Origin of the sequence: Kribbella sp. NPDC048915 (assembly GCF_040649595.1) — a bacterium.
GTDB lineage: Bacteria > Actinomycetota > Actinomycetes > Propionibacteriales > Kribbellaceae > Kribbella.
In genome coordinates, this window is the sequence record NZ_JBEZFT010000019.1 from 30962 (window position 1) to 51823 (window position 20862).

Here is a 20862-nt window from a genome sequence, read left to right on the forward strand (position 1 = left end):
CGGCGGAGGACGCGGTGTGGTGATCGGCCGGCATCGGGGGGGTGCTCGGACATGGACGATGGAGGCACGACCAGGCGGCTGGGGCCGTCAGCACAGGCGGCGGACGCAGCCGAGCAGGACCGCTACGAGGTCGTCGTGGTGGGCGCAGGCCAAGCGGGCTTGGCGATCGGGTACTTCCTGGCACGCCAAGGACGCCGTTTCCTCATCGTCGAGGCGGCCGACACAGTGGGCGCGGCCTGGCGTGACCGGTGGGATTCGCTGACGCTGTTCACACCACGCCGGTACGACGCACTGCCCGGCATGGCCTTCCCGGGTGATCCCGACGGCTACCCGACCCGCGACGAGGTGTTCTCATACCTGATCGCGTACGCCGAGACGTACAAGCTCCCGGTGCGCGTGAACAGCCCTGTCGCGTCGCTGACCCGCACCGAGGCCGGGTACGAACTGGAGTGCAGCGGCCGGACGATCAAGGCCGATCAGGTCGTGGTGGCGACCGGTCCGTTCCAGCAGCCGGCAGTGCCTGCGTTGGCCGACCAGCTCGGATCTGATGTCTCCCAGCTGCACAGTACGGACTACAGGCAGCCGCGGGACCTTCCAGCCGGGACCGTACTGGTCGTCGGCGGCGGCAACACGGGCTACCAGATCGCGGCGGAGCTTGCCGCGACGCACACAGTGCACCTCTCGGTCGGCTCCCGGCAGACGCCGCTGCCGCAGCGGGTCTGGGGTCGCGACTTGTTCTGGTGGCTCACCAAGACCGGGCTGCTGAACCTGAGCGTCGATTCGCGGATCGGGCAGCGGCTGAGCGAGCGGGAGACACTCATCGGCTCGAGTCCGAAGGACCTGAGACGCAGTGGTGTCGAAATCCACGCAAGAGCAGTCGACGCGTCGGACAACACCGTGTACTTCGCCGACGGCACGCAACTCACTGTCGATGCGGTCGTCTGGGCCACTGGGTACCGGTCCGACTTCTCCTGGATCAAGGCGCCGATGCTGGACGACAAGGGCCGGCTCCGCCACTACCGAGGTGTAGCCCAGGTGCCTGGCCTCTACTGCGTCGGCCAGTACTGGCAGTACACGCGCGGCTCAGCGTTGCTCGGCTGGGTGCGCAACGACGCGGAGTACATCGCCTGGAAGATCCAGAACCTCGCCGACAGTCGCGAAGTACCAGCCAACGAACGTCAGCAGGAGCGCAACCATGTCGAGCCACGGTGACCACACCGACAGGGGCAACTTCCCTACTGCCACCGAGAATCTGCCGGAGTCCCGAGCGACCCAGGTCGTCTCGCTGGCGAACGACGAAGCGTTCGACCTGACCATCGCCCCGATCGCCAAACGCCTTGGCGACACGACGGTACGCATGCTCGCTTACAACCGATCCGTCCCCGGGCCGACGCTGGTGGTCCAGCAGGGTTCCGAAGTCGTCGTCAACGTGACGAACGAGGCCGACACCGAAGCCACCGTGCACTGGCACGGGCTGCGCTTGCAGAACGCGTACGACGGGACGCACGAGACCCAGGCGCCGATGCAGGTGGGCCAGAGCTTCCGGTACCGCCTGCAGTTCCACGACCCAGGGGTGTACTGGTACCACCCGCACATCCGCGAGGACTACGGGCAGGAGATGGGGCTGTACGGCAACATCCTGGTTGTCCCGTCGGACCCCGAGTACTGGCCACCGGTGAACCGGGAAGAGCTGATCACGCTCGACGACGTGCTGATCGAGGACGGTCAGATCGCGTCGTTCAGCCGCACGGAGACGACGTACGTGGCGATGGGCCGGTTCGGCAACACCATGCTCGTCAACGGCGACCTCACGACCGAACTGACGGCCGACCTCGGCGAGGTCGTTCGCTGCTACTTCACCAACACGGCGAACACGCGCGTCTTCAACGTCGGCTTCGACACGGCCCGGATGAAGCTGGTGGGTGGTGACAGCGGGCATGTCGAGCAGGAGGCGTTCGTGACGGACGTGATGCTCGCGCCGTCCGAGCGGGTCGTGGTGGACGTCCTGTTTGACCAGCCCGGGACTGTGACGCTCTCGCATCGGCATCCGCAGCGCACCTATCCGCTCGGTACCGTCACTGTCCGCGAGAATCCGGCCGAACCGCGGTTGAGTCAGCAGTTCGAGGTACTGCGGACCAACGCCGACCTGACCGCCGAACGTGAACGGCTGGCGCGTTACCGCGACGCCACACCCGACAAGACGCTCGCGTTCGTGGCCGAAATGGATCTCGGCGTACCCGAGGGACCGGTCGTCTACTCCTGCCCGATGCACTCCGAAGTCGTCACCGCCGAGCAAGGACGATGCCCGTACTGCGGCATGAAACTGGTGGCCGTCGCCGCCGGCTACGTCTGCCCGATGCATCCCGACGTCGTGAGCGACTCTCCCGACCGCTGCCCGCAGTGCGGGATGAAACTCGTGCCGGCCCAACTCGTGGATCAGCCCCAGACCCAGCACGGCAACGGCCACCACAACCACGCGGACGGTCACGAGCAGGAGGCGACCGGTGGTATCGAGTGGGAAGACGACATGGTCGACGTCAACCGGATGACCACACCGGCCACGATGCGCTGGAAACTCGTCGACCGCAGCAGCGGCGACGAGAACCACGCGATCGACTGGCGGTTCCGGGTCGGCGATCAGGTGCGGATCCGGCTGGTCAACGAGATGGACTCCGACCACCCGATGCACCACCCCTTCCACATCCACGGCGCGGGCCGGTTCCTCGTGCTGAGCCGGGACGGCGCCGTCGAACCGAATCTGGTCTGGAAAGACACGGTTCTCGTTCGGACCGGTGAGACCGTCGACATCCTCCTCGACGTGACCAACCCCGGTCTCTGGATGGCGCACTGCCACATCGCCGAACACCACGAGAGCGGAATGATGTTCAGCTTCACCGTCGCCCCGTAGCGGGGACGACCGAAGAACGGTGAGGGCAGGGGCTCTCGCCCAGGGGGTGGGTTGTCATGACCCGGGGAAGTACGACAGCGGCCGCGCCAGTTCAGGCGGCTCCGGCACCGAAGTCGAGGCGTATCGGCACCGTCGTGGCCGGCTCACTGGCCGCAGGGCTCGTGGCGGCGCTCCTGCTCGCGTTTCTGCCGGTTGGCACCGTGGACGTGGACTTCTCCACTGCGATGGTGCTGTTCGGGTTCGCCCTGGGTTGGGCGCTCTTGGCTGTGCTGTCCGTACGTTTGACCGATCAGCCACAGCGGTGGGCAGTAGTACCCGCGATCGTGATGGCTGTGTTCGCTGCGCTGGTCCTTTGGGCGCCGGAGTCCGTGGTGGACGCGCTGCGGTGGGTCTGGCCGCCGGTTGTGCTGGCGCTCGTCGTCTGGGCGTGGATTCGCTCCAAACGTGAGTTGCATAGCCACACGCGGACGTGGCTGCTGTGCCCGGTGCTGCTGGTCCTGGCACTGCTCGCCGTCGGTGGCGGGTACGAGACAGTCAGCCGAGCCATCGCACCGAAGGTGGTGATGAACGGGGCGCTCGTCGATGTCGGGCCGTACCGACTGCACCTCGAATGCCATGGCACCGGAAGCCCGACGGTGATCCTTGAACCCGGTGCCGGCGGCTCGGCGGCGTCAATGGGTCTGATCGCTCCGGCGGTCGTCCGCGACAGCCGCGTGTGCGTTTACGACCGGGCCGGGCGCGGCTGGAGTGATCCGGCGGCTGATCCGCCGGACGGCGGGCAGGTCGCGACAGACCTGCACACGCTGCTCATCAACGCCCAGGAGAAGGGTCCGTACGTGCTGGCCGGACATTCCTTCGGCGGGCTGTACGTGCGGTCCTTCGCCGCCAGGTATCCCGACGAGGTCGCCGGCCTCGTACTGGTCGATTCCACCGCCGCCAGGAGCGGCGCCGTACCTGCGCGTGGTTCCGACCGCTTCCTCAAGCACGCGTCATCGTTGCTCGCGACAACGTCCCGGCTCGGTGTCAGCCGGTTCCTGGCGAGTCTGTCGTACGGCGAACTCCCGCCGGCGTACCGCGACGACGCCCGCACGACCGCCGCCACCGGGAAGGAACTGCGCGGGACGATCGCCGAGTACGGCGTCGCGAGCCGGTCGGCGGCCGACGCGGGAAACCTCCGCAGCCTCGACGGGAAACCGTTGGTCGTCCTGACCGCAGAAGTTGGTAACTCCAACGGATGGATGGACGACCAGGTCAAATCGTTGAGCCTGTCCACCAACAGCGTTCATCGCGTCGTCAGCGGAGCGACCCATGCCTCGCTCGTGGACGACCCCGATCACGCCGCGGCGGTCACCCAAGCGATCAACGACGTCATCGCCACGGTGCGCAGCGGCGTGCCACTACCCCACCCCTGAGGAGCTGAGATGCTCGCAATGACGCAAACGGGCTACGGCTCGACCGAGGTGCTGCAGCTGCGGGAAGTCGACAAGCCCGAGCCGTCCGACGGCGAGGTGCTGATCCGCGTCGAGGCGGCCGGCCTCGACCGCGGGGTCTGGCATTTGATGGCCGGTCTGCCGTACCCGATTCGCCTCGCCGGGTACGGCGTCCGGGCACCGAAGAACCCGGTCCTCGGGATGGACGTGGCCGGCGTCATCGAATCCGTCGACCACAGCGTCACCAGATTCCAGCCAGGTGATGAGGTGTTCGGCGTCGGGCGAGGCACCTTCGCGCAGTACGCCGTCGCTCTCGAGCGCAAGCTGGCACCCAAGCCCGCGAGCCTGACATTCGAGCAGGCAGGAGCCGTCCCCATCTCGGCGATGACGGCACTCCAAGCCGTCCGCGATCACGGTCGTGTCCGGCCCGGTCAGAAGGTCTTGGTCACCGGCGCGTCGGGCGGCGTGGGCACGTACGCCGTACAACTGGCCAAGGTGTACGGCGGGGATGTGACCGCCGTGTGCAGTACCTCGAAGACGGACCTGGTGCGATCGCTCGGTGCCGACCACGTCATCGATTACACCCGCGAGGATTTCGCGGCGAGCGGCACGCAGTACGACGTGATCCTCGACATCGGCGGGAACGCGTCGCTGACCCGACTGCGGCGGGCGCTCACGCCGTACGGCACCGCGGTCATCGTCGGCGGCGAAACCGGCGGCCGCTGGCTCGGCGGCACCGACCGCCTGCTCCGCGCCAGAGCGCTGTCGCCGTTCGTCCGGCAACGCCTCACCACGTTCGTCAACTCCGAACGCCACGAACATCTGCGGGACCTCACCCCGCTGCTCGAATCCGGGCAAGTCAAACCCGCAATCGACAAGGTCTACCCCCTCGCCGAAACCCCCACCGCCGTCCAGCACCTCCTCGACGGTCAAGCCCGCGGCAAGCTGGTCATCACCGTCGGTGCTGGAGGCCGTCCAGGAGCAGATTGAGGAGGCGGGTCGCTGTCGGCTCCTGGTCGGGTTTGCCCGCGACCGTGAAGATGCCGATCAGCGCGGCGGCGATGTCTTCGGCGGGGATGTCGGCGCGGAACTGACCGGTGCTGCGGCCGGCCTCGAGGATGTCGTCGATTGCGGCGAGCAGCTCGGTGCGGGTGTGGGCGTGGGCGATCTCGCCGGATTCGACCATCGCGAGCAGCGTGTCGAGCATGCCGTTCTTCGTCGCGATCCAGGTCCCGAACAGGTCCATCCAGCGGCGCAGAGCGGTGGGCGGGTCGAGTTCGGCGAGCAGCTCGCGGGCGCCGGCGGTCAGCCGCGACACCTGGTCCTGATAGACCGCGTCGACCAGCGCCTCGCGGGTCGGGAAGTGCCGGTACAGGGTGGCGATGCCGACCCCGGCCTCGGTGGCGATCGCGCGCATCGACGGCTCGGCCTCGGCGGTGGCGAACATCCGGGTCGCTACCTCGAGCAGCTGCTGCCGGTTCCGGGTCGCGTCCGCCCGTGGTCCACGGGTCTTGGTGGCGGTCAAAACGGATCACGCTCCACTTTGTGCTAGCTTGGATCTGTAAACGGAGCATAGTCCGTTTTCTGACATCCCGACGGGAGACAGTTGAGCATGAGTGAACCTGGCAGCACCACGATCACCAGCCGGGCGGTCCAGTTCGAGGCATTCGGCGGACCGGAGGCGTTGAGCGTGCGCGACATACCCGCGCCGCACGCCGGGCCGGGGCAGATCCGCGTCCGCGTCACCGCGGCCGGCCTGAACCCGATGGACTGGTACATGACGTCCGACGCAGACACCGCCGCGCGCTTCGGCCTGACCTTGCCGTGCGGGTTCGGCACCGACTACGCCGGGGTCGTGGACGAGATCGGCGACGGCGTCAACGACTTCGCCGTCGGCGATCGGGTGTTCGGCGGCGCACTTTCCCGCGCGGTGGCCGATTACATCGTCGTGGACGCAGCGGGCAGTACGGCGGTGGGCGGCGAGGCGCACCGTACGCCGGACGGCCTCGACGACCGTACCGCCGCCGCACTCACCATCGCAGGCTGTACGGCGGCCGCGGCGCTCGCCGTGATCAAGCCCGCTCCGGGCGACACGGTGCTGATCGGCGGCGCGGGCGGCGGCGTCGGCGTCTTCGCCGTCCAGCTCGCGCGGCTCGCGGGGGCTCGCGTGATCGGCACGGGATCAGCCAGTTCGGCCGACGCCCTGCGCACTCTCGGGGCCGAGCCGGTCACCTATGGCGAAGGCATGGTCGACCGGGTCCGCGCGTTCGCGCCCGACGGCGTCACCGCGGTCATGGATCTGCACGGCACCGACACCGCACTGGCCGGCCGCGAACTCGGCGTACCCGACGACCGCATCACCACCATCGCCGCCCACATCGACGGCATCACCCCCGCCAACGGCGCCAACGCCGCCCCCGGCACCCTTGAAGACATCGCCACCCTGGTCGCCGAGAACCGCCTCCGCATCCCGATCGCCGCAACCTTCGGCGTCGACCACGTCCGCGAAGCCGTCGAACTCCAAGCCGCCCGCCACGTCCACGGCAAGGTCGTCATCGAGCTCTAGCCCGAGTCACGGACAGGTCTTCTCGTAGGGCCGCTCGCCGAACGCTTCGGTCCATTCGTCACGGGTCAGGTTGCGGCCGGCCATCGTGCATGCGGTGGCGATGGTGCTCTCGATTCGGGTGTCCCAGGTGTACCCGGAACCGTCGTCCGCCGTGATCGTGACGACGTCGCTGTCGTCGGAGAACGCCGCGAACGCGGCCGCCGAGTCGTCCTTCACCGGAACAGTCACGGTACCGAGCAGGGCGAGTGAGTCCGCGTCCCACAGCCTGACAGTGCCGCGGGTTCCGCCCGAGACAAGGCGCGTGCTGTCCGCCGAGAACCGGACAGAGCGCGACTCCTCGCTCTGTCCGGCCGGCTGGCCGCGCTTGACCTGGCCGGACCGCACATCAATCGTGCGATCGCGCACGCGTTCGACACGCAGACTCCACTGTCCGGAGCCCGGCCGCTCGGTGAGACCGCATTCGGCAGCCGATCGACTTCGAGTGGAACTGCCAAGCAGTCCGGGAAACAGATAGGTCCGCAGCGGGAGGGTTAGGGCTTGAGGTAGGCGGCTATTTCGGGGATGAGGTCTGCGAACGGGCGGTGCATGTCGAGTTGGAGGTAGTTGTCGGCGGGGCGTTGGATGCGGGTCATCCATTCGCGGAAGAGCGGGGCGCCGTCCTCGCGGTCGGCGCCGACATCGGGTGGGAGGATGTCGAGGGCTGGACGGTGGGTGCGGAGCCGGGGGCGTCGGCGGAGGCGTTCGTCGAGGAGATTCAGGTCGCTGATCTGGCACTCGATGTACTTGTAGCGCGCGCCGTGCGCCGCCGCGATACTCATGCCTTCGTCGAGGATGCGCGGCCAGAAACAGGGACTGTCCATCGCCACGTCATGCCCTTGCGCGAGGAAATGCCGCGCCATCGCGTACATGGTTTCGTACGCCGCCTTCGTACTGCTGGTGAGATCGAAGCCCGCGTCGAGGATCGCGCTCTTGATGACGTCGTAGTCCACCGCGACCGCGCCGTACGTGGCGACGACATGCGCGGCGACAGTCGATTTGCCCGCACCGGGCACGCCTGACATCTGCAGCAGGAACATAATGGCAAACCACCCTAACCGCTGTTGAAGGGAAGTCATGGCGCTGCGGATCGTCGTCGGTGCGGGACCTGTCGGTACGGCGACCGCGCGGCGGCTGGCCGAACGCGGAGAGCAGGTCCGCGTCATCACCCGCTCCGGGAGCGGACCGGACGGCGTCGAGCAAATCGCGGCCGACGCGACGGACGCCGACTTGCTCGCGCGGTACGCCGCGGGCGCGGCGGCGATCTACTCGTGCGCGGGACCGCCGTACCATCGGTGGTCGACCGACTGGCCGCCGCTCGGAGCAGCACTCGTCAAGGCCGCCGAGGCGAGCGGCGCAGTACTCGTCACGACCGGGAACCTCTACGGATACGGCGCTGCCGACGAACCGATGACCGAAGACCTGCCCTTGCTGCCGAACTCGGTGAAGGGACGGGTACGCGCGAGGTTGTGGAACGACGCGCTGGACGCCCACCGCGCCGGTCGGATCCGGACCGCGGAGGTGCGCGGATCGGACTACCTCGGCGCCGGCGCGGTCACGACGTTCAACGCGATGGTGCTGCCGAAGGTGATCCGCGGCCGGCGGGCGTCGATTCCGGCCGAGCTGGATGCGCCGCACAGCTGGACGTACGTCGGCGATGTCGCGCGGACGTTGATCGCGGTCGGCGACGACGAGAGCGCGTGGGGCCGCGCCTGGCACGTGCCGAGCCCGGAGCCGATCTCCGTCCGAGCCCTCGCCAACCGCGCCGCCGAACTCGCCGACGCACCACCTGCGAAGGTCAGCGCGATGCCGTTGGCGGCGTTGCGGCTGGTCGGACTGTTCAACCCAACGGCGCGAGCGCTGATCGAAACGCAGTACCAGTGGCGCAGCCCGTTCATCCTCGACTCGACCGCCGCATCAGTTGCCTTCAGCATCAAACCGGCCTCGATCGACGAGGCTCTCACCGAGTCGATCGAAGCGCTCAAGCGACTCGTGTGACTGGCATGTGGATGGTGTGGCACACCGCCGGCCAGGCTGTGCACGCTCGACAGTTAGTGTGGTGCGGGGCGGGTGTGTTCGGTGTCTGATTCACGCTCAGCTGTGGCTCCTGGCACGGGATACGTCCTGTCGACCTGACACGCTGCGACCCGCTCAAACATCAGTACTGCGGGCGATCCGGTACACAACGTTCGCGCGCAGCGGACCTTCGGGGGCCGTGGTGTCCTCGAAGTCGTCGGCAGGGTTGCGAGTCATGCCGATCCGGCGCATCACCGCCTGCGAGCGGTGGTTGCCGGCCGTCGTGACCGCGAGAATCTCGGGCAGTTCGAGCGTGTCGAAGCCGTAGTCCAGGACCTTCAACGCCGCCTCGGTCGCGTACCCGTGTCCCCATGCGGAACGAGCAAGCCGCCAGCCGATCTCCACACCGGTGAACGGCATGTGGTCTTCCACGTCGTCCAGGCCGGCGAATCCGACGAACTCGCCGGTGGCCTGCACCTCGACGGCCCACCACCCGTACCCGCGCCGGTCGAAGTCGAGCTGGAACTCGGCCACGGATGCGGCGCTCTGTTCGCGCGTGAGCAGGTCGCCCAGATGCTCGCGAACTTCGGGGTCGGCGTTCATCGCCGCCCAGGGCTCGACATCGGAGTCGCGCCAGCGACGAAGCAGCAGGCGATCCGTTCGAAGCTCGGTACGGGGGTCGATGCGGGGGTCGGTGCGGGGGTCGGTCATACCCACACCCAACGCGAGCCGCGGCCCGCAGGCAATTTCTTTCTGTTCCCAGGGCTCGATATCGAACAACACCTGGAGTGCAGGAGTCTCACCACCCGCGTTCTAGGCTGTGCGGATCGACCGGGAGAAGGGCACATATGGGTTCCAGGAGGGCCGGCCGGGGTTTCCGGCGGCTGGTGGTCACGTTGCTGGTGCTGGCGGTGCTGGCGGTCGTGGTGGATCGGGCCGCCGCCTACGTGGCCGAGAATCAACTCGCCTCGATGGCAGCGCGGGAGGCCGAGCAGTACGACGTCCGCGCGGCCGACACGTCGGTGCAGATCGGGGGTTTCGGGTTTCTGCCGCAGCTCGTGAAGGAGAACTTCTCCAAGGTCACGCTCACGATGGAGCAGCCGACGTTCTCCGGCGTGCCGGGTGAGGACCTGAAGGTGGAGTTGCAGAGCGTGCACGTCCCGCGTTCGCTGCTCACGCAGCGGTCCGGGGCCGTCACGATCGGCGCCACCGACATGCGGCTGCAGTTGTCCCCGAAGGAGCTGGCGCGCCTGGCCGCGAAGACGACCGGGCTCGACAACCTGTCGCTCGTCGTCGTCGACGGCCGGCTGCGCGCGCGGACCTCGGTGCGCGGGATCGAGATCGACGTACCGATCCTGCCGCAGGTGCAGCAGGGCCGGATCATGCTCGCGCTCGGCGAGCTGTCCGGCCGGATCCCGTCGGCCGTTCGGGACGTGCTGCGCAGTCAGCTGTCGCGTGGCATCTCGCTGCCGGAGCTGCCGTTCGGCGCGCAGCTCACCGGGATCTCGGTGGTGGACAACTCGGTCGTCGTGACCGCGGCCGCGAAGGACCTGAAGTTCGGCGCCTGAGTCCCTTGGGTTGCGATGCTTCGCGATATATCGTCGAAGTATCGCAATCACTTTCGTGAGGGACGGTGGTCCAGATGACCGGATCGGCGTACGCCGCGGGCTGGCCGTGGGCTCAGTTCGCGCGGCACTGTTCAACTTTCGAGTCGACCTTCGACGAGCTCAAGGACGAGTTGCGCGCGGCGATGAGCGGTCACCGCGGGCATCGCAGTCACCATCAGAACTACGGCCCGCCGTGGGCGGGATTCTTCGGTGGCGGCGGTCAGATGTTCGGTCCGCCGTGGGGTCCGCCGCCCCCGCGCTGGCGCGGCCCGAAGGCGCGTCGCGGCGACGTCCGCGCAGCGATCCTGGCCGTGCTCGCGGAGCAGCCGATGAACGGGTACGGAATCATCCAGGAGATCGCCGAGCGCAGCGGCGGCGTGTGGAAGCCCAGTCCGGGCTCGATCTACCCGACGCTGCAGCAGCTCGAGGACGAGGGCCTGGTGACCGCGGACGCGGCGGTTGGGCGGCGGACGTTCACGCTCACCGATGAGGGGCGTGCGTACGTCGCGGAGCACCAGGACGAGGTGTCCGCGCCGTGGGAGGCGATGAGCGCGCCGCCGGGCGACGACGAGAACGGGTTCAAGCCGCTGTTCGGGCAGGTCGCGACGGCGATGTGGCAGATCCTGGCCAGCGGTACGCCGGAGCAGCAGGCGAAGGCCCGGGACGCGGTCGCCGACCTACGCCGCAAGCTGTACGGGATCCTCGCCGAGGAGGACGACGCCGACCCCCAGGACCGGCCATGAGCTTCACCGAATGGGAGCGCCTGCGCGCCGACGTACCGCGCAAGCGCGTGCGGATCGGGGACGCCGAGCGGGACCGGGCCGTGACGATGCTGAGCGACCACTTCGTGGCCGGCCGGCTGACGCAGGCCGAGTTCGAGGAGCGCAGCGAGGCGGCGACGAAGGCGCGGTACGCCGACGACCTCCAGCCGCTGTTCGACGACCTGCCGGCCGCGGAGCTGCAGGTGGCGCGCGGGCCGGGGTCCCTGCGCCGGCGCCCGGGTCCGCCACCGCCGTTCATGATGCTGATGCCGTTCCTGATGATCGGACTGGTCGTTACTTCGGTCGCGCTCACTGCGCCGTGGTTGCTGTGGGGCCTGTTCTGGATCGTCATGATCAGCGGCATGTCCCGGCACCGCTGGCACCACTACCGCTGAGCCAGGGCATGTCCTAGCTTCGCCCGCGTGCGCGCGGGATTTCCTGGGCGAACTCGACGACGAAGCCGTCCGGGTCGGCGATGTGGACCGTCCGATGTCCCCACGGACGGTCCGCCGGCCCGCTCAGGACGCGTACCCCCGCGGCCCGCAGCCGCTCGGCGCGCGCGTCCACGTCGTCCACCCGTACGACGACTTCACCACCCGCGCCCGGGGTCACCTCGGTACCGGTCAGCCACTCCGCACGGCGCCGCTCGTACAACGCGAACCGCACCCCACCTGCGTCGAACTCGGCGTACCCCGCATCCGTGAACTTGTACGCCAACCCGACCACGTCACGGTAGAACGCCACCGACGCGTCCAGATCCCCCACATATAAAATGACGTACCCGATCTCCATGCGCTGGACGGTACGCCTCTCCTTGGCGGAGGTGCTGGCGGGTGTGCTGGACAAGCCGGGGTGGTATGCCGACTTCCACGACGAGGAGAGCTTTGTGATCTTTCTGGAGAAGATCTTCCGGCACCGGCGAGGTAACGAGGTGACTCAGGCGTTCGGGCGGGCGCTGCAGATCCCGGAGCCGCGGCTGGATTGGACGCGGTGATGGCGGACGTACTGCGGTACGCCGCGTTCACGACCGACCCGGCCGGCGGTAATCCGGCCGGCGTGGTGCTGGACGCCGGCGGACTGGACGACGACACCATGCAGGCGATCGCGGCCGAGGTCGGGTACTCGGAGACCGCGTTCGTGACCGGCGAGGGCGCGGTGCGCCCGGTGCGGTACTTCTCGCCGAAGGCCGAGGTCCCGTTCTGCGGTCACGCGACGGTGGCGACCGCGGTCGCGTTGGCCGAGCGGATCGGACCGGGTGAGATCGTCTTCGACACAAAGGCCGGGCGCGTCCCGGTCGTGGTCGACGAGGAGTTGCGCGCGACGTTGACGAGTGTCGAGCCGCACGTCGAAGCAGCCGATCTGGCCGATGTCCTGGACATTCTGCGCTGGTCGCCCGACGACCTCGATCCGGAGCTGCCGCCCAGGGTCGGGTACGCCGGGGCGCGGCATCTCGTGCTGGGTACGGCGACGCGGCAACGACTGGCCGACCTGGACTACGACTTCGACCGCCTGCTCGCGTACATGCTGGAGCGCGATCTGACCACACTGCAGCTCGTCTGGCGCGAATCGCCGACGGTCTACCACGTGCGCGATCCGTTCCCGGTCGGCGGCGTGGTCGAGGATCCGGCCACCGGCGCCGCCGCGGCCGCGTTCGGCGCGTACCTCCGCGAACTGGGATTGGCCCAGCCCACCATCACGCTGCACCAAGGCCACGACCTCGGCCGCCCCAGCCTGATCACCGTCGAGCTGCGGCCGGACGATCCGCGCATCCGCGTCAGCGGCCACGCCGTCCCGATCGCGTCCTAGGGCACGCGGGTGAGCCAATCCTTCGTCGCGAACTTCGACACGACGCGTTCCTCGGCCTCGGCAACGGTTTCGGCAGCGATGGTGCCGTCGCTCAACCCGTAGCGGTTCCGGAACGTTCCGACCATCCGGGAGATGACGTCCGCGCGGTCGAGACCCGTCTGGCTGCGCAGCGGATCGACGCGTTTGTTGGCGCTCGTCGTGCCCTTGTCGGACAGCTTCTCCCGGCCGATCCGCAGTACCTCGAGCATCTTGCCGGCGTCCATGTCGTACGCCATCGTCACGTGGTGCAGCACCGCGCCACCGGCGAGCCGCTTCTGCGCGGCGCCGGCAATCTTGCCCGCGGGCGAGGTGATGTCGTTGATCGGCTGGTACGTCGCGGCGATGCCAAGATCGTTGAGTGCACCAATGACCCAGTCGTCGAGAAACGCGTACGACTCGACGAACGACAGGCCGGAGACGAGCGATTCGGGCACGTACAGCGAGTACGTGATCGTGTTGCCCGGCTCCACGAACATCGCGCCGCCGCCGCTGATCCGCCGTACCACGGTGACGTCGTGCCGGGCCGCGCCGTCCAGGTCGACCTCGTTGCGCAGCGACTGGAAGCTGCCGATGATGACCGCGTTCGACGCCCACTCCCAGACCCGCAGCGTCGGCGGCCGCTCCCCCGATCCGACCTGCTCGGTCAGCACCTCGTCGAGCGCCATCTGCAACGCCGGCTCGCGCGGTACGTCGTGCACGAACTGCCATCGGTGATCGCGCCATCCGGTCGCGCCGGTGACGGCCCGCCGTACGGCGACCGCGACCGCCTCGGGTGAGAACCCGAGCATCTCGACGCCGTCGCCGAGCGCCGCCCGGACGCGCGCCGCGATCTGTGCTGCCGGGGTGCCGATCTGCAGACCGGCCAAGGCGCCGTTGATCCGCTCCAGTGCGTCGTCCGGCTCGAGGAAGAAGTCGCCGGAGATCTGCGCGTTCCGAACCCGGTCGTCGATCACGTCGAGGTCGGCGACGACGAGCTTGCCGCCCGGGACCTTGTACTCACCATGCATACTCATCATCAACTTGCTCTGGTCAACAGTTGTTCCCCTGGCGCATGCTGAGCCCATGGGGGAGATGAGCATGAACAAGGCGATCCACGCTGCGGTGCGGCGGGATCTGGACCGATTCCTCGACGCGCTGGAGCGCTTCCAGGACGGCGACCGAGGGCGAGCCGAGCAACTGGCGACGGCTTGGCAGAACTTCGACGCGCAGCTGACCCGCCATCACGAAGGAGAACACGAGATCGCGTGGCCGGCTCTGGAACGGCTCGGCGTGTCGCCGGAACTGCTTGCCCAGCTGGATTCCGAGCACGCCACGATGGCGACCGCGTTGGCTTCGACGCGGACGGCGATGGGCACGTTGCGGCGGACGGCGACCGCGGCGGATGCGGCGTCCGCACGGACCGCGATGCAGGAGCTGCAACGGGTCACGATCGAGCACCTGGATCACGAAGAGGCGGAGATCGAGCCGGTGTACCTGCAGAACGAGGGGTCGCCGGAGCTCAAGGCGATGGGCCGCGAGTTCGCGAAGGTGACGCCGTCCGAGGGCGGCACGTTCTTCGCCTGGGCCCTCGACGGAGCCTCCCCGGCCGAGTCCGCCGCCATCACCGGCACCGTCCCGAAGCCGGTCCTCACCGTGATCGCCGGCCTCTTCGGCCGCACCTACCGCAAAACAGTCGCCCCCACCTGGCGCGTCTGAGGGCGCACCTGAAGGCGCGGACCGTTACGCCGCAGGCTTCAGCTGCAGCGCTACCTGGGTGACGTGCGAACGGACAGTTTCGATGTCGGCGGAGGCGTCGATCTCGTGGTGGATGCCTCGGGTCGCGTAGAAGTCGATCAGCGGCGCGGTCTGCTCGTGGTAGATCTCGAAGCGGCGCCGGATGACTTCTTCGGTGTCGTCGGAGCGGTGCTCGATCTCCGCGCGGCGCAGCAGGCGGCCGACCAGCGCGTCGACGTGCACCTGGAGGACGAGCGCTGCGGTGAGTGACCGGCCCTGCTCGCGGAGGAGTTCGTCCAGGACACCGGCCTGGTCCAGCGTGCGCGGGTACCCGTCGAGGACGAAGCCGGGACGGGCGTCGGGCGCCGCGAGCCGGTCGCGGACCATACCGTTGGTAACCTCGTCCGGGACGTACTCGCCGGCGTCGAGGTACTTCTGCGCGGTCTGACCGAGTTCGGTCCCCTCCGCGATGTTGCGACGGAACAGGTCGCCGGTGGAGATCACCGGCACCCCGAGACGTCCGGCCAGGTGTCCAGCGTGCGTGCCTTTGCCCGCGCCTGGCGGACCCATCAGCAAGACAGTCGTCACGGCGCACCCCCTCCTGACTCTCGGTGAGTCCCCCAGGATAGAGAATCTGCCCGCGCCTGCGGTACGGCGTACGTCACTTGAGATCCGGGTCTATGTCACAACCCGCGCATTACTGTCCGCAACCGCCCACCCGCGAACGCCCGGACACGTCAGAACTCCATTTCCGGGCGGAGCTCGATGGTGTCGCCCGGGCCGGCGAAGTGGGCGGCCAGTTCTTCGGCGCGCTCCCGGGTGGCGCAGTCGAGGAGGAAGAAGCCGGCCAGTTGCTCCTTGGATTCGGCGAACGGGCCGTCCGTGCTCACCGGCCGCTTGCCTTCCCAGCGGTAGACGCGGCTGGTCGATGGGGCGTCCAGCGCCAAACCGGTGACCAGTTCGCCGGACGCGGACAGCTCGGCGAGCAGTTCGTCGAACTCCTTGCCCATTGCGGCCCGCTCGTCCGCCGGGATCGCACGGCCGACCTCGGTGAAGTCGATCGTCGGGTGCCCCCACGGCTGCGGGTTGGAGTGGATCAGGACCACGTACTTCATGTCGAACCTCCTGTGTCGTCGTTGTCACCCCGGACGTCGGAGGCGCCGGCAGCCCCTCGACATTGTGCCTGGTACGGCTCCAAGAGGTCGGCCAGGTCTGGGGTGCCGCGGCGGGCGATTCCTGCGAGGAAGTCGGCGACTTGGACTCGGGGATCGTGGCGGGAGTCGACCTGGGTGAACGAGTGCAGCGGGCCGGGCACGATCCCGCCGGCCAAGAACGACCCGACCCGAGCCACCCGCCCCGGCGTCAGCGCGCTCTGTTCGTCGTGGACGACGGCGACGCGGCGGCCGCCGGCGCTCCAGTACAGGACTGTTTCGGCGAGCGCCGGGACGAGCGGTTCCAGCGGTGGTGGCAGCTCCGGGTCCTCCTCGATCAGCCGCTGCATGATCTGCTCGACTCGCGGCCGCGTCACCGCACGCAGCTGCGGTACGTCGGCCGGCAGCGTCGCGAAGAAGCGGTCGACCGCGGCGTGATCCATCAGCCGCACCCGCTTCGTCCGGGTCAGATCCACGAACGCGGCCAGGAACCCGGTGCGATGCCGCAGCGCCGCGACGACGGACGAGTGATCGGTGCCGAGGCTGGTGCCGGCGCCGTACGACGGTTCCTCGGTGAACAGCTCGACCACGCGCGCGGCGACGTACGCCGTCTTGTCGATCACGTGGACGTGCGCATGCCCGCGCAACGCTCCGAGCAACCACTCGAGCGCGGGCCGCTGCTCGGGTCGGAGGAGCTGGTTGGACTTGTACTCCGAGCGGCGCCGGAGGTGACTTCGCAGTACGTCGACGAGCTCGGCGGCCGCTGCGAGATCGAGGTCGGTGCTGGCGTGTGTGATGACGGGCGAGGCGGGGTCGAGCAGGTTGGTTCCGGAGAACCCCGACTCGTCACACGCGACCTCGACCCAGGACTCGAATGTCATGGGGAGAGTAGCTCCAAGGCTGATGGACTGCACGCTACGGGGCCCGTCCACGGGACGGGCTTGATCGGACGCGCCGTCGGTCATCGGGCGCGGTGGCGATCAGTAAGCGGCAGCAGCCTGGGCAGACATGTCGCCCATCATGATCCGGTCACACTCCGGACACCAGCGAATTCCGCCGGCTCAGCGCACGGCGGCTCAATAATCGACGGCTGCTGCGCGCATGACCTCGCGGATCTCGACCGAGCGACCGGCGACGTGCGCGTCCGGCAGCAGCCGCGCGAGCTCGACCGCGCGGTCACGGTCCTCGACGTCGACCAGGTAGTACCCGTCGATACAGCTCGGCTCGCAGTCGGGCAGCCGGATCGACAGCTGCGGATCCGCGAGCAGTTCGCCGCCGACCAGTTCCCCGGCCTCGTACGCGACCCGCTCGAACTCGTCGCGCCGCAGGCTGTGCTCACCGCCACCCTGCAGGATCAGTAAGAACTTCATCGGCGTCTCCTCTCACCCAGAAGACGGAGCCGGACGCCGGATCTTGACATCACCGAACGACGCCGCCGCGAACTGCTCCGATCCTCAAGCGGTGATCGCCCACGCCCGGGCCGTCAGCTTGACGGAGCCGTCCGGCTCGATCGGCAGCCGGGCCTGGACTGCGTCGCGCAACGCATCCTGGTCGGCCGGGTCGAGGCTGCGCAGGTATGCCGGCGCGACGCCTTGCCCGCCGCGAAACGGTTCCCAGTAGTCGTCGAACGACGAGAACACCGTCGGTACGACGATCTCGCGCGTCCGCATGCCTCTGAACCCGGCGTCGCGGAACAGCCCCGCCAGGCCTTCCGGCGTACAGAACGGGAACCGGCGCCCTTCGTCGTGCTCGCGATCCTGCGGCCGGACGTCGAGCATCGCGTCGAAGAAGTACCGCATCAGCTGCATGCCGTCGGTGTAGTCCCAGACGTACGCCGCCACGGTCGTACCGATCTCGCGCATCCGGCGCAGCGCCGCGACCCGCTCGGGGACGAAGTTGAGCACCAACCCGGCGACCACGACGTCGAACGGACCGTCCGGAAGCTCGGCCGCCGACCGCACCTCGAACTCCACCCGCGGATCCACGAGCTGTGAGCGCGCGTAGCCGATGAAGCCTTCCGACGGGTCGATCCCCAGCACCGACGCCGGGTCGGCCGTCCGGAGAATCGTGCTGGTCAGCGCCCCGGTACCGCACCCGACGTCGAGCCATCGCAGTCCGGCCGGCTGCTCCAGCCAGTCGACGAACTCGGCGGCGACCAGCCGGCTCCACCGGCCGACGTACGACTCGTAGATTCCCCCGCTCGACCACTCGGTCACTTGCGCAGCATAGACGGCAACGACACCCCCGTCAGCGCCTCGGAAACGTCCCAGAGCCGGGCGTTCGTCGCGGGATCGGTCGCGTTCTTCGGGTTGCGCACCACGGTGGTCGGACCGACCAGCCCCATCGGTCCCGACGGCCCGTAGAACACGCCCGACTCGGCTTCCGGATCGGCCGCGGCGAACAGCATCGGCTCCGTCCCGGTCACGACGTCCTGCGACGGGATCGGGCTGTAGCGGTAGCCGAGCCGGCCGAGCAGCGACTGCCGCTCGCGGCCGAGGCTGGCCCCGGCGGACTGCAGGTTGGTCCGCGTGTAGCCCGGATGCGCGGCGATGCTCTGCAAGCCCCAGCCGCGCGAGGCCGACAGCGCGGCGAGGTGGTTGCTGAGGATCAGGTCGGCGAGCTTCGACTGCGCGTACGCCGGGACGCGCCGGTACCGCCGTTCCCACTGCAGATCGTCGAAGTTGATCTTGCCGATGTACGCCGCACCGCTCGACATCGTGACCACCCGCGGCGCGGGCGCGGCCAGGAGCATCGGCAGCAGCCGCAGCGTGAGCGCGAACGGGCCGAGGTAGTTCGAGCCGAACTGCAACTCGAAGCCGTCCTTGGTGCGGAAGCGCTCCGGCGGGTTCATCACGCCGGCGTTGTTCACCAGGACGTCCAGGTGCTGCTCGTCGGCGGCGAGGCGGTCGGCGAACTCGCGGACCGAGTCGAGATCGGCGAGGTCGACCCGCCGTACCTCGAGCTGGGCGTCCGGGGACTCGGCCAGGATCTCGGCCCGGGCCGCCTCGCCCTTGGCCGGTGTCCGCACCGCCATCACCACCCGCGCGCCCGCGGCCGCGAGCCGCCGGGTCGCTTCCTTGCCGGTGCCGCTGTTGGCGCCGGTCACGACAACGAGCTTGCCGCGCTGATCGGGAACGTCGTACATGGTCCACACTCCATAAAAGACTGGTGGTCTGTTATGTGCGACGTTATCAGACCGCTGGTCCGATAACAACAGACCGTCGGTCTGTAGAATGCGGACATGACTTTCCAGCGCGCCCGGAGTGCCGAGCAGCGAGCCCAGCGGCGGTTGGCGATCCTGGCCACGGCGGCGCAGATGCTGACCGAGATGCCGGTCGCGGACGTCAGCCTGAACGAGCTGAGTCGCCGCGTCGGCCTGGCGAAGTCGAACGTGCTGAACTACTTCGACTCCCGCGAGGCCGTCCTGCTCGAGCTGTCCAGCAGTGAGCTGGCGGCGTGGGTCGAGGACCTGCGCGGCATCCTGGCGGAGACGCCGCCCACGGCGACGGTCGGCGAGCGGGCCGACCACCTGGTCGCGACCATCGTCGGCACGCTGACGAAACGGCCGGTGCTCTGCGACCTGATCAGCTCACAGGCGGCCGTGCTGGAGCGGAACGTCTCGACCGAGACCGCGCTGACCTTCAAACGCGCGGCCGCGGGGGCGTTCCAGGAGATGATCGCAGCGGTCGTCGGCGCCCTGCCCGAACTCGGGGCGGAGGGAGCGGGTCGCTTCATCGCCCACGCGAGCCTGCTCGCGGGCGCGGTGTGGACCCACTCCCATCCCGTCCCGGCGGTGCTGGCCGCCTACGAGGCCGACCCGGCGCTGGCTCCGCTCCGGATGGAGTTCGAGCCGGCGCTCACCGACGGCCTCCGGACCTTGCTGTACGGCTTGCTACCGCGCGACAACGACGAGCGTCAGGGCAGGTAGTAGTTCGGGTTCGGCAGCTTGAAGGTACGGTCCGCGAAGCCACCCTTCAGGTCGGAGAACTGGTCGCCGAAGTTCGCGACGATGTCGTAGCCGAGCGACTCGATGTGCGCGCGGGTGGCCGACTTGTAGTGGATCGTCGTACACGAACCGTTCGGGTCGTTCGCGCAGGCCCGCTGCAGGTACTCCGGGTAGTCGGCCACGGCCGGCTTGGTGAACAGCCCGTCCTCGCCGTTGCGCAGCGTGGTCGGCTTCGGGAAGCCGGCGTCGATGCCGACGCCGTCCTCGGTCAGGTTGCCCAGTGTGGCCTGCTCCTGCGCGGCACCGCGGCCGGTCAGGAAGAAGACCGCGTACCCCTCACGCTCGGCCGTCTTCACCAGGTCGACCATGCCCGGAACGGCCGGGAACCGCTGGGCCAGCACGTACTCCGCATTGGTGGCCGGGTTGAACGCCCAGTTGCTGGCGATCTCGTAGTTCCAGGTTGCGAGCGCGGTGTCGTCGACGTCGAGCAGGATCGCCTTGGTCTTGCGGGTGTGGTGCGGCGCCGAGATCCACTGCGTGCCCGCGGCGGCGACCTTGCGGGCCTCCTTCGCGTAGTTGCTGTCCGGCGCGAACGTACCGGAGCCGAGCGGGTCGCCGTAGTAGTTGCGCAGCTGCTGACGCAGTACGTCGATGTTCGTGACCTGCTTCTCGCTGCGCGGCGTCGACGTCTGGATCGCCGGCTGCTGCGTCGCGACACCGGCCGAGTACGCCACCCCGCCGACGACCGAGGTCATCGCGACCGCGGCGACACTGCTCAGAACCATCCGGCGGGACGGCCGGCGCCAGGAACGGAAAACCATGATGAGCCCCTCAGAACAGGAAATGCGTGCGAAGGCACGCTAACTCCATTCGCCACCGATGT

General features: G+C 68.7%; 26 protein-coding genes. 13 read left to right on the forward strand and 13 right to left on the reverse strand.

Going from position 1 to position 20862, the window contains the following annotated elements; all coding sequences use genetic code 11:
- Positions 1-51: 51 nt before the first annotated feature.
- The 4 genes from AB0B82_RS13015 to AB0B82_RS13030 are packed head-to-tail and all read left to right on the forward strand — an operon-like array spanning position 52 to position 5328.
- On the forward strand, positions 52-1212 hold the full coding sequence (locus AB0B82_RS13015) for an NAD(P)/FAD-dependent oxidoreductase (protein WP_360166158.1): 1161 nt from the start codon (positions 52-54) through the stop codon (positions 1210-1212).
- Complete coding sequence (locus AB0B82_RS13020; protein ID WP_360166161.1) at positions 1196-2908, forward strand: multicopper oxidase family protein; 1713 nt, start codon at positions 1196-1198, stop codon at positions 2906-2908. Before AB0B82_RS13015 ends, AB0B82_RS13020 begins: the two co-directional genes overlap by 17 nt.
- 56 nt (positions 2909-2964) lie before the next feature.
- The gene (locus AB0B82_RS13025; RefSeq protein WP_360166163.1) at positions 2965-4320 is read left to right on the forward strand and encodes an alpha/beta hydrolase; all 1356 of its coding nucleotides are present in this window, start codon (positions 2965-2967) and stop codon (positions 4318-4320) included.
- A 9-nt stretch (positions 4321-4329) separates the two neighbouring features.
- The gene (locus AB0B82_RS13030) at positions 4330-5328 is read left to right on the forward strand and encodes an NAD(P)-dependent alcohol dehydrogenase (protein WP_360166166.1); all 999 of its coding nucleotides are present in this window, start codon (positions 4330-4332) and stop codon (positions 5326-5328) included.
- Here AB0B82_RS13030 and AB0B82_RS13035 read toward each other — a convergent pair.
- Positions 5291-5863 (reverse strand): TetR/AcrR family transcriptional regulator, encoded by a 573-nt coding sequence (locus AB0B82_RS13035; RefSeq protein ID WP_360166169.1) that lies wholly within the window; start codon positions 5861-5863, stop codon positions 5291-5293. The two genes, AB0B82_RS13030 and AB0B82_RS13035, sit on opposite strands and share 38 nt — an antisense overlap.
- A gap of 87 nt (positions 5864-5950) precedes the next feature.
- Here AB0B82_RS13035 and AB0B82_RS13040 point away from each other — a divergent pair, with 87 nt between their 5' ends.
- Entirely contained in the window at positions 5951-6904 is a 954-nt protein-coding gene (locus AB0B82_RS13040; RefSeq protein WP_360166172.1) for an NADP-dependent oxidoreductase, read from the forward strand.
- Between the two features lie 6 nt (positions 6905-6910).
- Here the strand turns inward: AB0B82_RS13040 and AB0B82_RS13045 are convergent, their stop codons facing one another.
- Both AB0B82_RS13045 and AB0B82_RS13050 read right to left on the reverse strand, forming a co-directional pair.
- Positions 6911-7132: a hypothetical protein gene (locus tag AB0B82_RS13045; protein WP_360166175.1), complete on the reverse strand. Its 222-nt coding sequence runs from the start codon at positions 7130-7132 to the stop codon at positions 6911-6913.
- A gap of 302 nt (positions 7133-7434) precedes the next feature.
- Positions 7435-7980 (reverse strand): AAA family ATPase, encoded by a 546-nt coding sequence (locus AB0B82_RS13050; protein ID WP_360166178.1) that lies wholly within the window; start codon positions 7978-7980, stop codon positions 7435-7437.
- 37 nt (positions 7981-8017) lie between these two features.
- Between AB0B82_RS13050 and AB0B82_RS13055 the strand changes: the two genes are divergently transcribed.
- Positions 8018-8938, forward strand: coding sequence for an NAD-dependent epimerase/dehydratase family protein (locus AB0B82_RS13055; protein ID WP_360166181.1), 921 nt, complete (start codon positions 8018-8020; stop codon positions 8936-8938).
- Positions 8939-9091: 153 nt separating this feature from the next.
- On the opposite strand, the gene AB0B82_RS13060 is transcribed toward AB0B82_RS13055, so the two are convergent.
- Positions 9092-9667, reverse strand: a complete 576-nt coding sequence (locus tag AB0B82_RS13060; RefSeq protein WP_360166184.1) for a GNAT family N-acetyltransferase — start codon at positions 9665-9667, stop codon at positions 9092-9094.
- 137 nt (positions 9668-9804) lie between these two features.
- Between AB0B82_RS13060 and AB0B82_RS13065 the strand changes: the two genes are divergently transcribed.
- The 3 genes from AB0B82_RS13065 to AB0B82_RS13075 all read left to right on the forward strand — a co-directional run bounded on the left by AB0B82_RS13065 (position 9805) and on the right by AB0B82_RS13075 (position 11719).
- Positions 9805-10524, forward strand: coding sequence for a DUF2993 domain-containing protein (locus AB0B82_RS13065; protein WP_360166187.1), 720 nt, complete (start codon positions 9805-9807; stop codon positions 10522-10524).
- Positions 10525-10598: 74 nt separating this feature from the next.
- Positions 10599-11306, forward strand: coding sequence for a PadR family transcriptional regulator (locus AB0B82_RS13070; protein WP_360166190.1), 708 nt, complete (start codon positions 10599-10601; stop codon positions 11304-11306).
- Complete coding sequence (locus AB0B82_RS13075) at positions 11303-11719, forward strand: DUF1707 domain-containing protein (protein ID WP_360166193.1); 417 nt, start codon at positions 11303-11305, stop codon at positions 11717-11719. Before AB0B82_RS13070 ends, AB0B82_RS13075 begins: the two co-directional genes overlap by 4 nt.
- 13 nt (positions 11720-11732) lie before the next feature.
- Here AB0B82_RS13075 and AB0B82_RS13080 read toward each other — a convergent pair whose 3' ends face one another.
- The gene (locus tag AB0B82_RS13080) at positions 11733-12116 is read right to left on the reverse strand and encodes a VOC family protein (protein WP_360166195.1); all 384 of its coding nucleotides are present in this window, start codon (positions 12114-12116) and stop codon (positions 11733-11735) included.
- On the opposite strand from AB0B82_RS13080, the gene AB0B82_RS13085 reads away from it, so the two are divergent.
- Both AB0B82_RS13085 and AB0B82_RS13090 read left to right on the forward strand, forming a co-directional pair.
- The gene (locus tag AB0B82_RS13085; protein ID WP_360166198.1) at positions 12115-12318 is read left to right on the forward strand and encodes a hypothetical protein; all 204 of its coding nucleotides are present in this window, start codon (positions 12115-12117) and stop codon (positions 12316-12318) included. The two genes, AB0B82_RS13080 and AB0B82_RS13085, sit on opposite strands and share 2 nt — an antisense overlap.
- Positions 12318-13130 carry a PhzF family phenazine biosynthesis isomerase gene (locus AB0B82_RS13090; protein ID WP_360166201.1) on the forward strand — a complete coding sequence of 271 codons (813 nt, stop codon included), beginning with the start codon at positions 12318-12320 and terminating at the stop codon, positions 13128-13130. The genes AB0B82_RS13085 and AB0B82_RS13090 overlap by 1 nt, the downstream gene beginning before the upstream one ends.
- On the opposite strand, the gene AB0B82_RS13095 is transcribed toward AB0B82_RS13090, so the two are convergent.
- Positions 13127-14185 (reverse strand): lipoate--protein ligase family protein, encoded by a 1059-nt coding sequence (locus AB0B82_RS13095; protein WP_360166204.1) that lies wholly within the window; start codon positions 14183-14185, stop codon positions 13127-13129. The two genes, AB0B82_RS13090 and AB0B82_RS13095, sit on opposite strands and share 4 nt — an antisense overlap.
- A 46-nt stretch (positions 14186-14231) precedes the next feature.
- Between AB0B82_RS13095 and AB0B82_RS13100 the strand changes: the two genes are divergently transcribed.
- Positions 14232-14864 carry a hemerythrin domain-containing protein gene (locus AB0B82_RS13100; protein WP_360166207.1) on the forward strand — a complete coding sequence of 211 codons (633 nt, stop codon included), beginning with the start codon at positions 14232-14234 and terminating at the stop codon, positions 14862-14864.
- Between the two features lie 24 nt (positions 14865-14888).
- On the opposite strand, the gene AB0B82_RS13105 is transcribed toward AB0B82_RS13100, so the two are convergent.
- The 6 genes from AB0B82_RS13105 to AB0B82_RS13130 all read right to left on the reverse strand — a co-directional run bounded on the left by AB0B82_RS13105 (position 14889) and on the right by AB0B82_RS13130 (position 19178).
- Positions 14889-15470, reverse strand: a complete 582-nt coding sequence (locus AB0B82_RS13105) for an adenylate kinase (RefSeq protein ID WP_360166210.1) — start codon at positions 15468-15470, stop codon at positions 14889-14891.
- Between the two features lie 149 nt (positions 15471-15619).
- On the reverse strand, positions 15620-15997 hold the full coding sequence (locus AB0B82_RS13110; protein WP_360166212.1) for a YciI family protein: 378 nt from the start codon (positions 15995-15997) through the stop codon (positions 15620-15622).
- Positions 15994-16914: a hypothetical protein gene (locus tag AB0B82_RS13115; RefSeq protein WP_360166215.1), complete on the reverse strand. Its 921-nt coding sequence runs from the start codon at positions 16912-16914 to the stop codon at positions 15994-15996. Before AB0B82_RS13115 ends, AB0B82_RS13110 begins: the two co-directional genes overlap by 4 nt.
- A 195-nt stretch (positions 16915-17109) precedes the next feature.
- The gene (locus tag AB0B82_RS13120) at positions 17110-17403 is read right to left on the reverse strand and encodes a hypothetical protein (RefSeq protein WP_360166218.1); all 294 of its coding nucleotides are present in this window, start codon (positions 17401-17403) and stop codon (positions 17110-17112) included.
- 84 nt (positions 17404-17487) lie between these two features.
- Entirely contained in the window at positions 17488-18249 is a 762-nt protein-coding gene (locus AB0B82_RS13125; protein WP_360166220.1) for a class I SAM-dependent methyltransferase, read from the reverse strand.
- Positions 18246-19178 carry an SDR family oxidoreductase gene (locus AB0B82_RS13130; RefSeq protein ID WP_360166223.1) on the reverse strand — a complete coding sequence of 311 codons (933 nt, stop codon included), beginning with the start codon at positions 19176-19178 and terminating at the stop codon, positions 18246-18248. The genes AB0B82_RS13125 and AB0B82_RS13130 overlap by 4 nt, the downstream gene beginning before the upstream one ends.
- A gap of 96 nt (positions 19179-19274) precedes the next feature.
- Here AB0B82_RS13130 and AB0B82_RS13135 point away from each other — a divergent pair, with 96 nt between their 5' ends.
- Entirely contained in the window at positions 19275-19961 is a 687-nt protein-coding gene (locus tag AB0B82_RS13135) for a TetR family transcriptional regulator (RefSeq protein ID WP_360166226.1), read from the forward strand.
- Here AB0B82_RS13135 and AB0B82_RS13140 read toward each other — a convergent pair.
- Positions 19949-20800, reverse strand: coding sequence for an HAD family acid phosphatase (locus AB0B82_RS13140; RefSeq protein WP_360166229.1), 852 nt, complete (start codon positions 20798-20800; stop codon positions 19949-19951). The genes AB0B82_RS13135 and AB0B82_RS13140 overlap by 13 nt on opposite strands.
- Between the last annotated feature and the right edge of the window lie 62 nt (positions 20801-20862).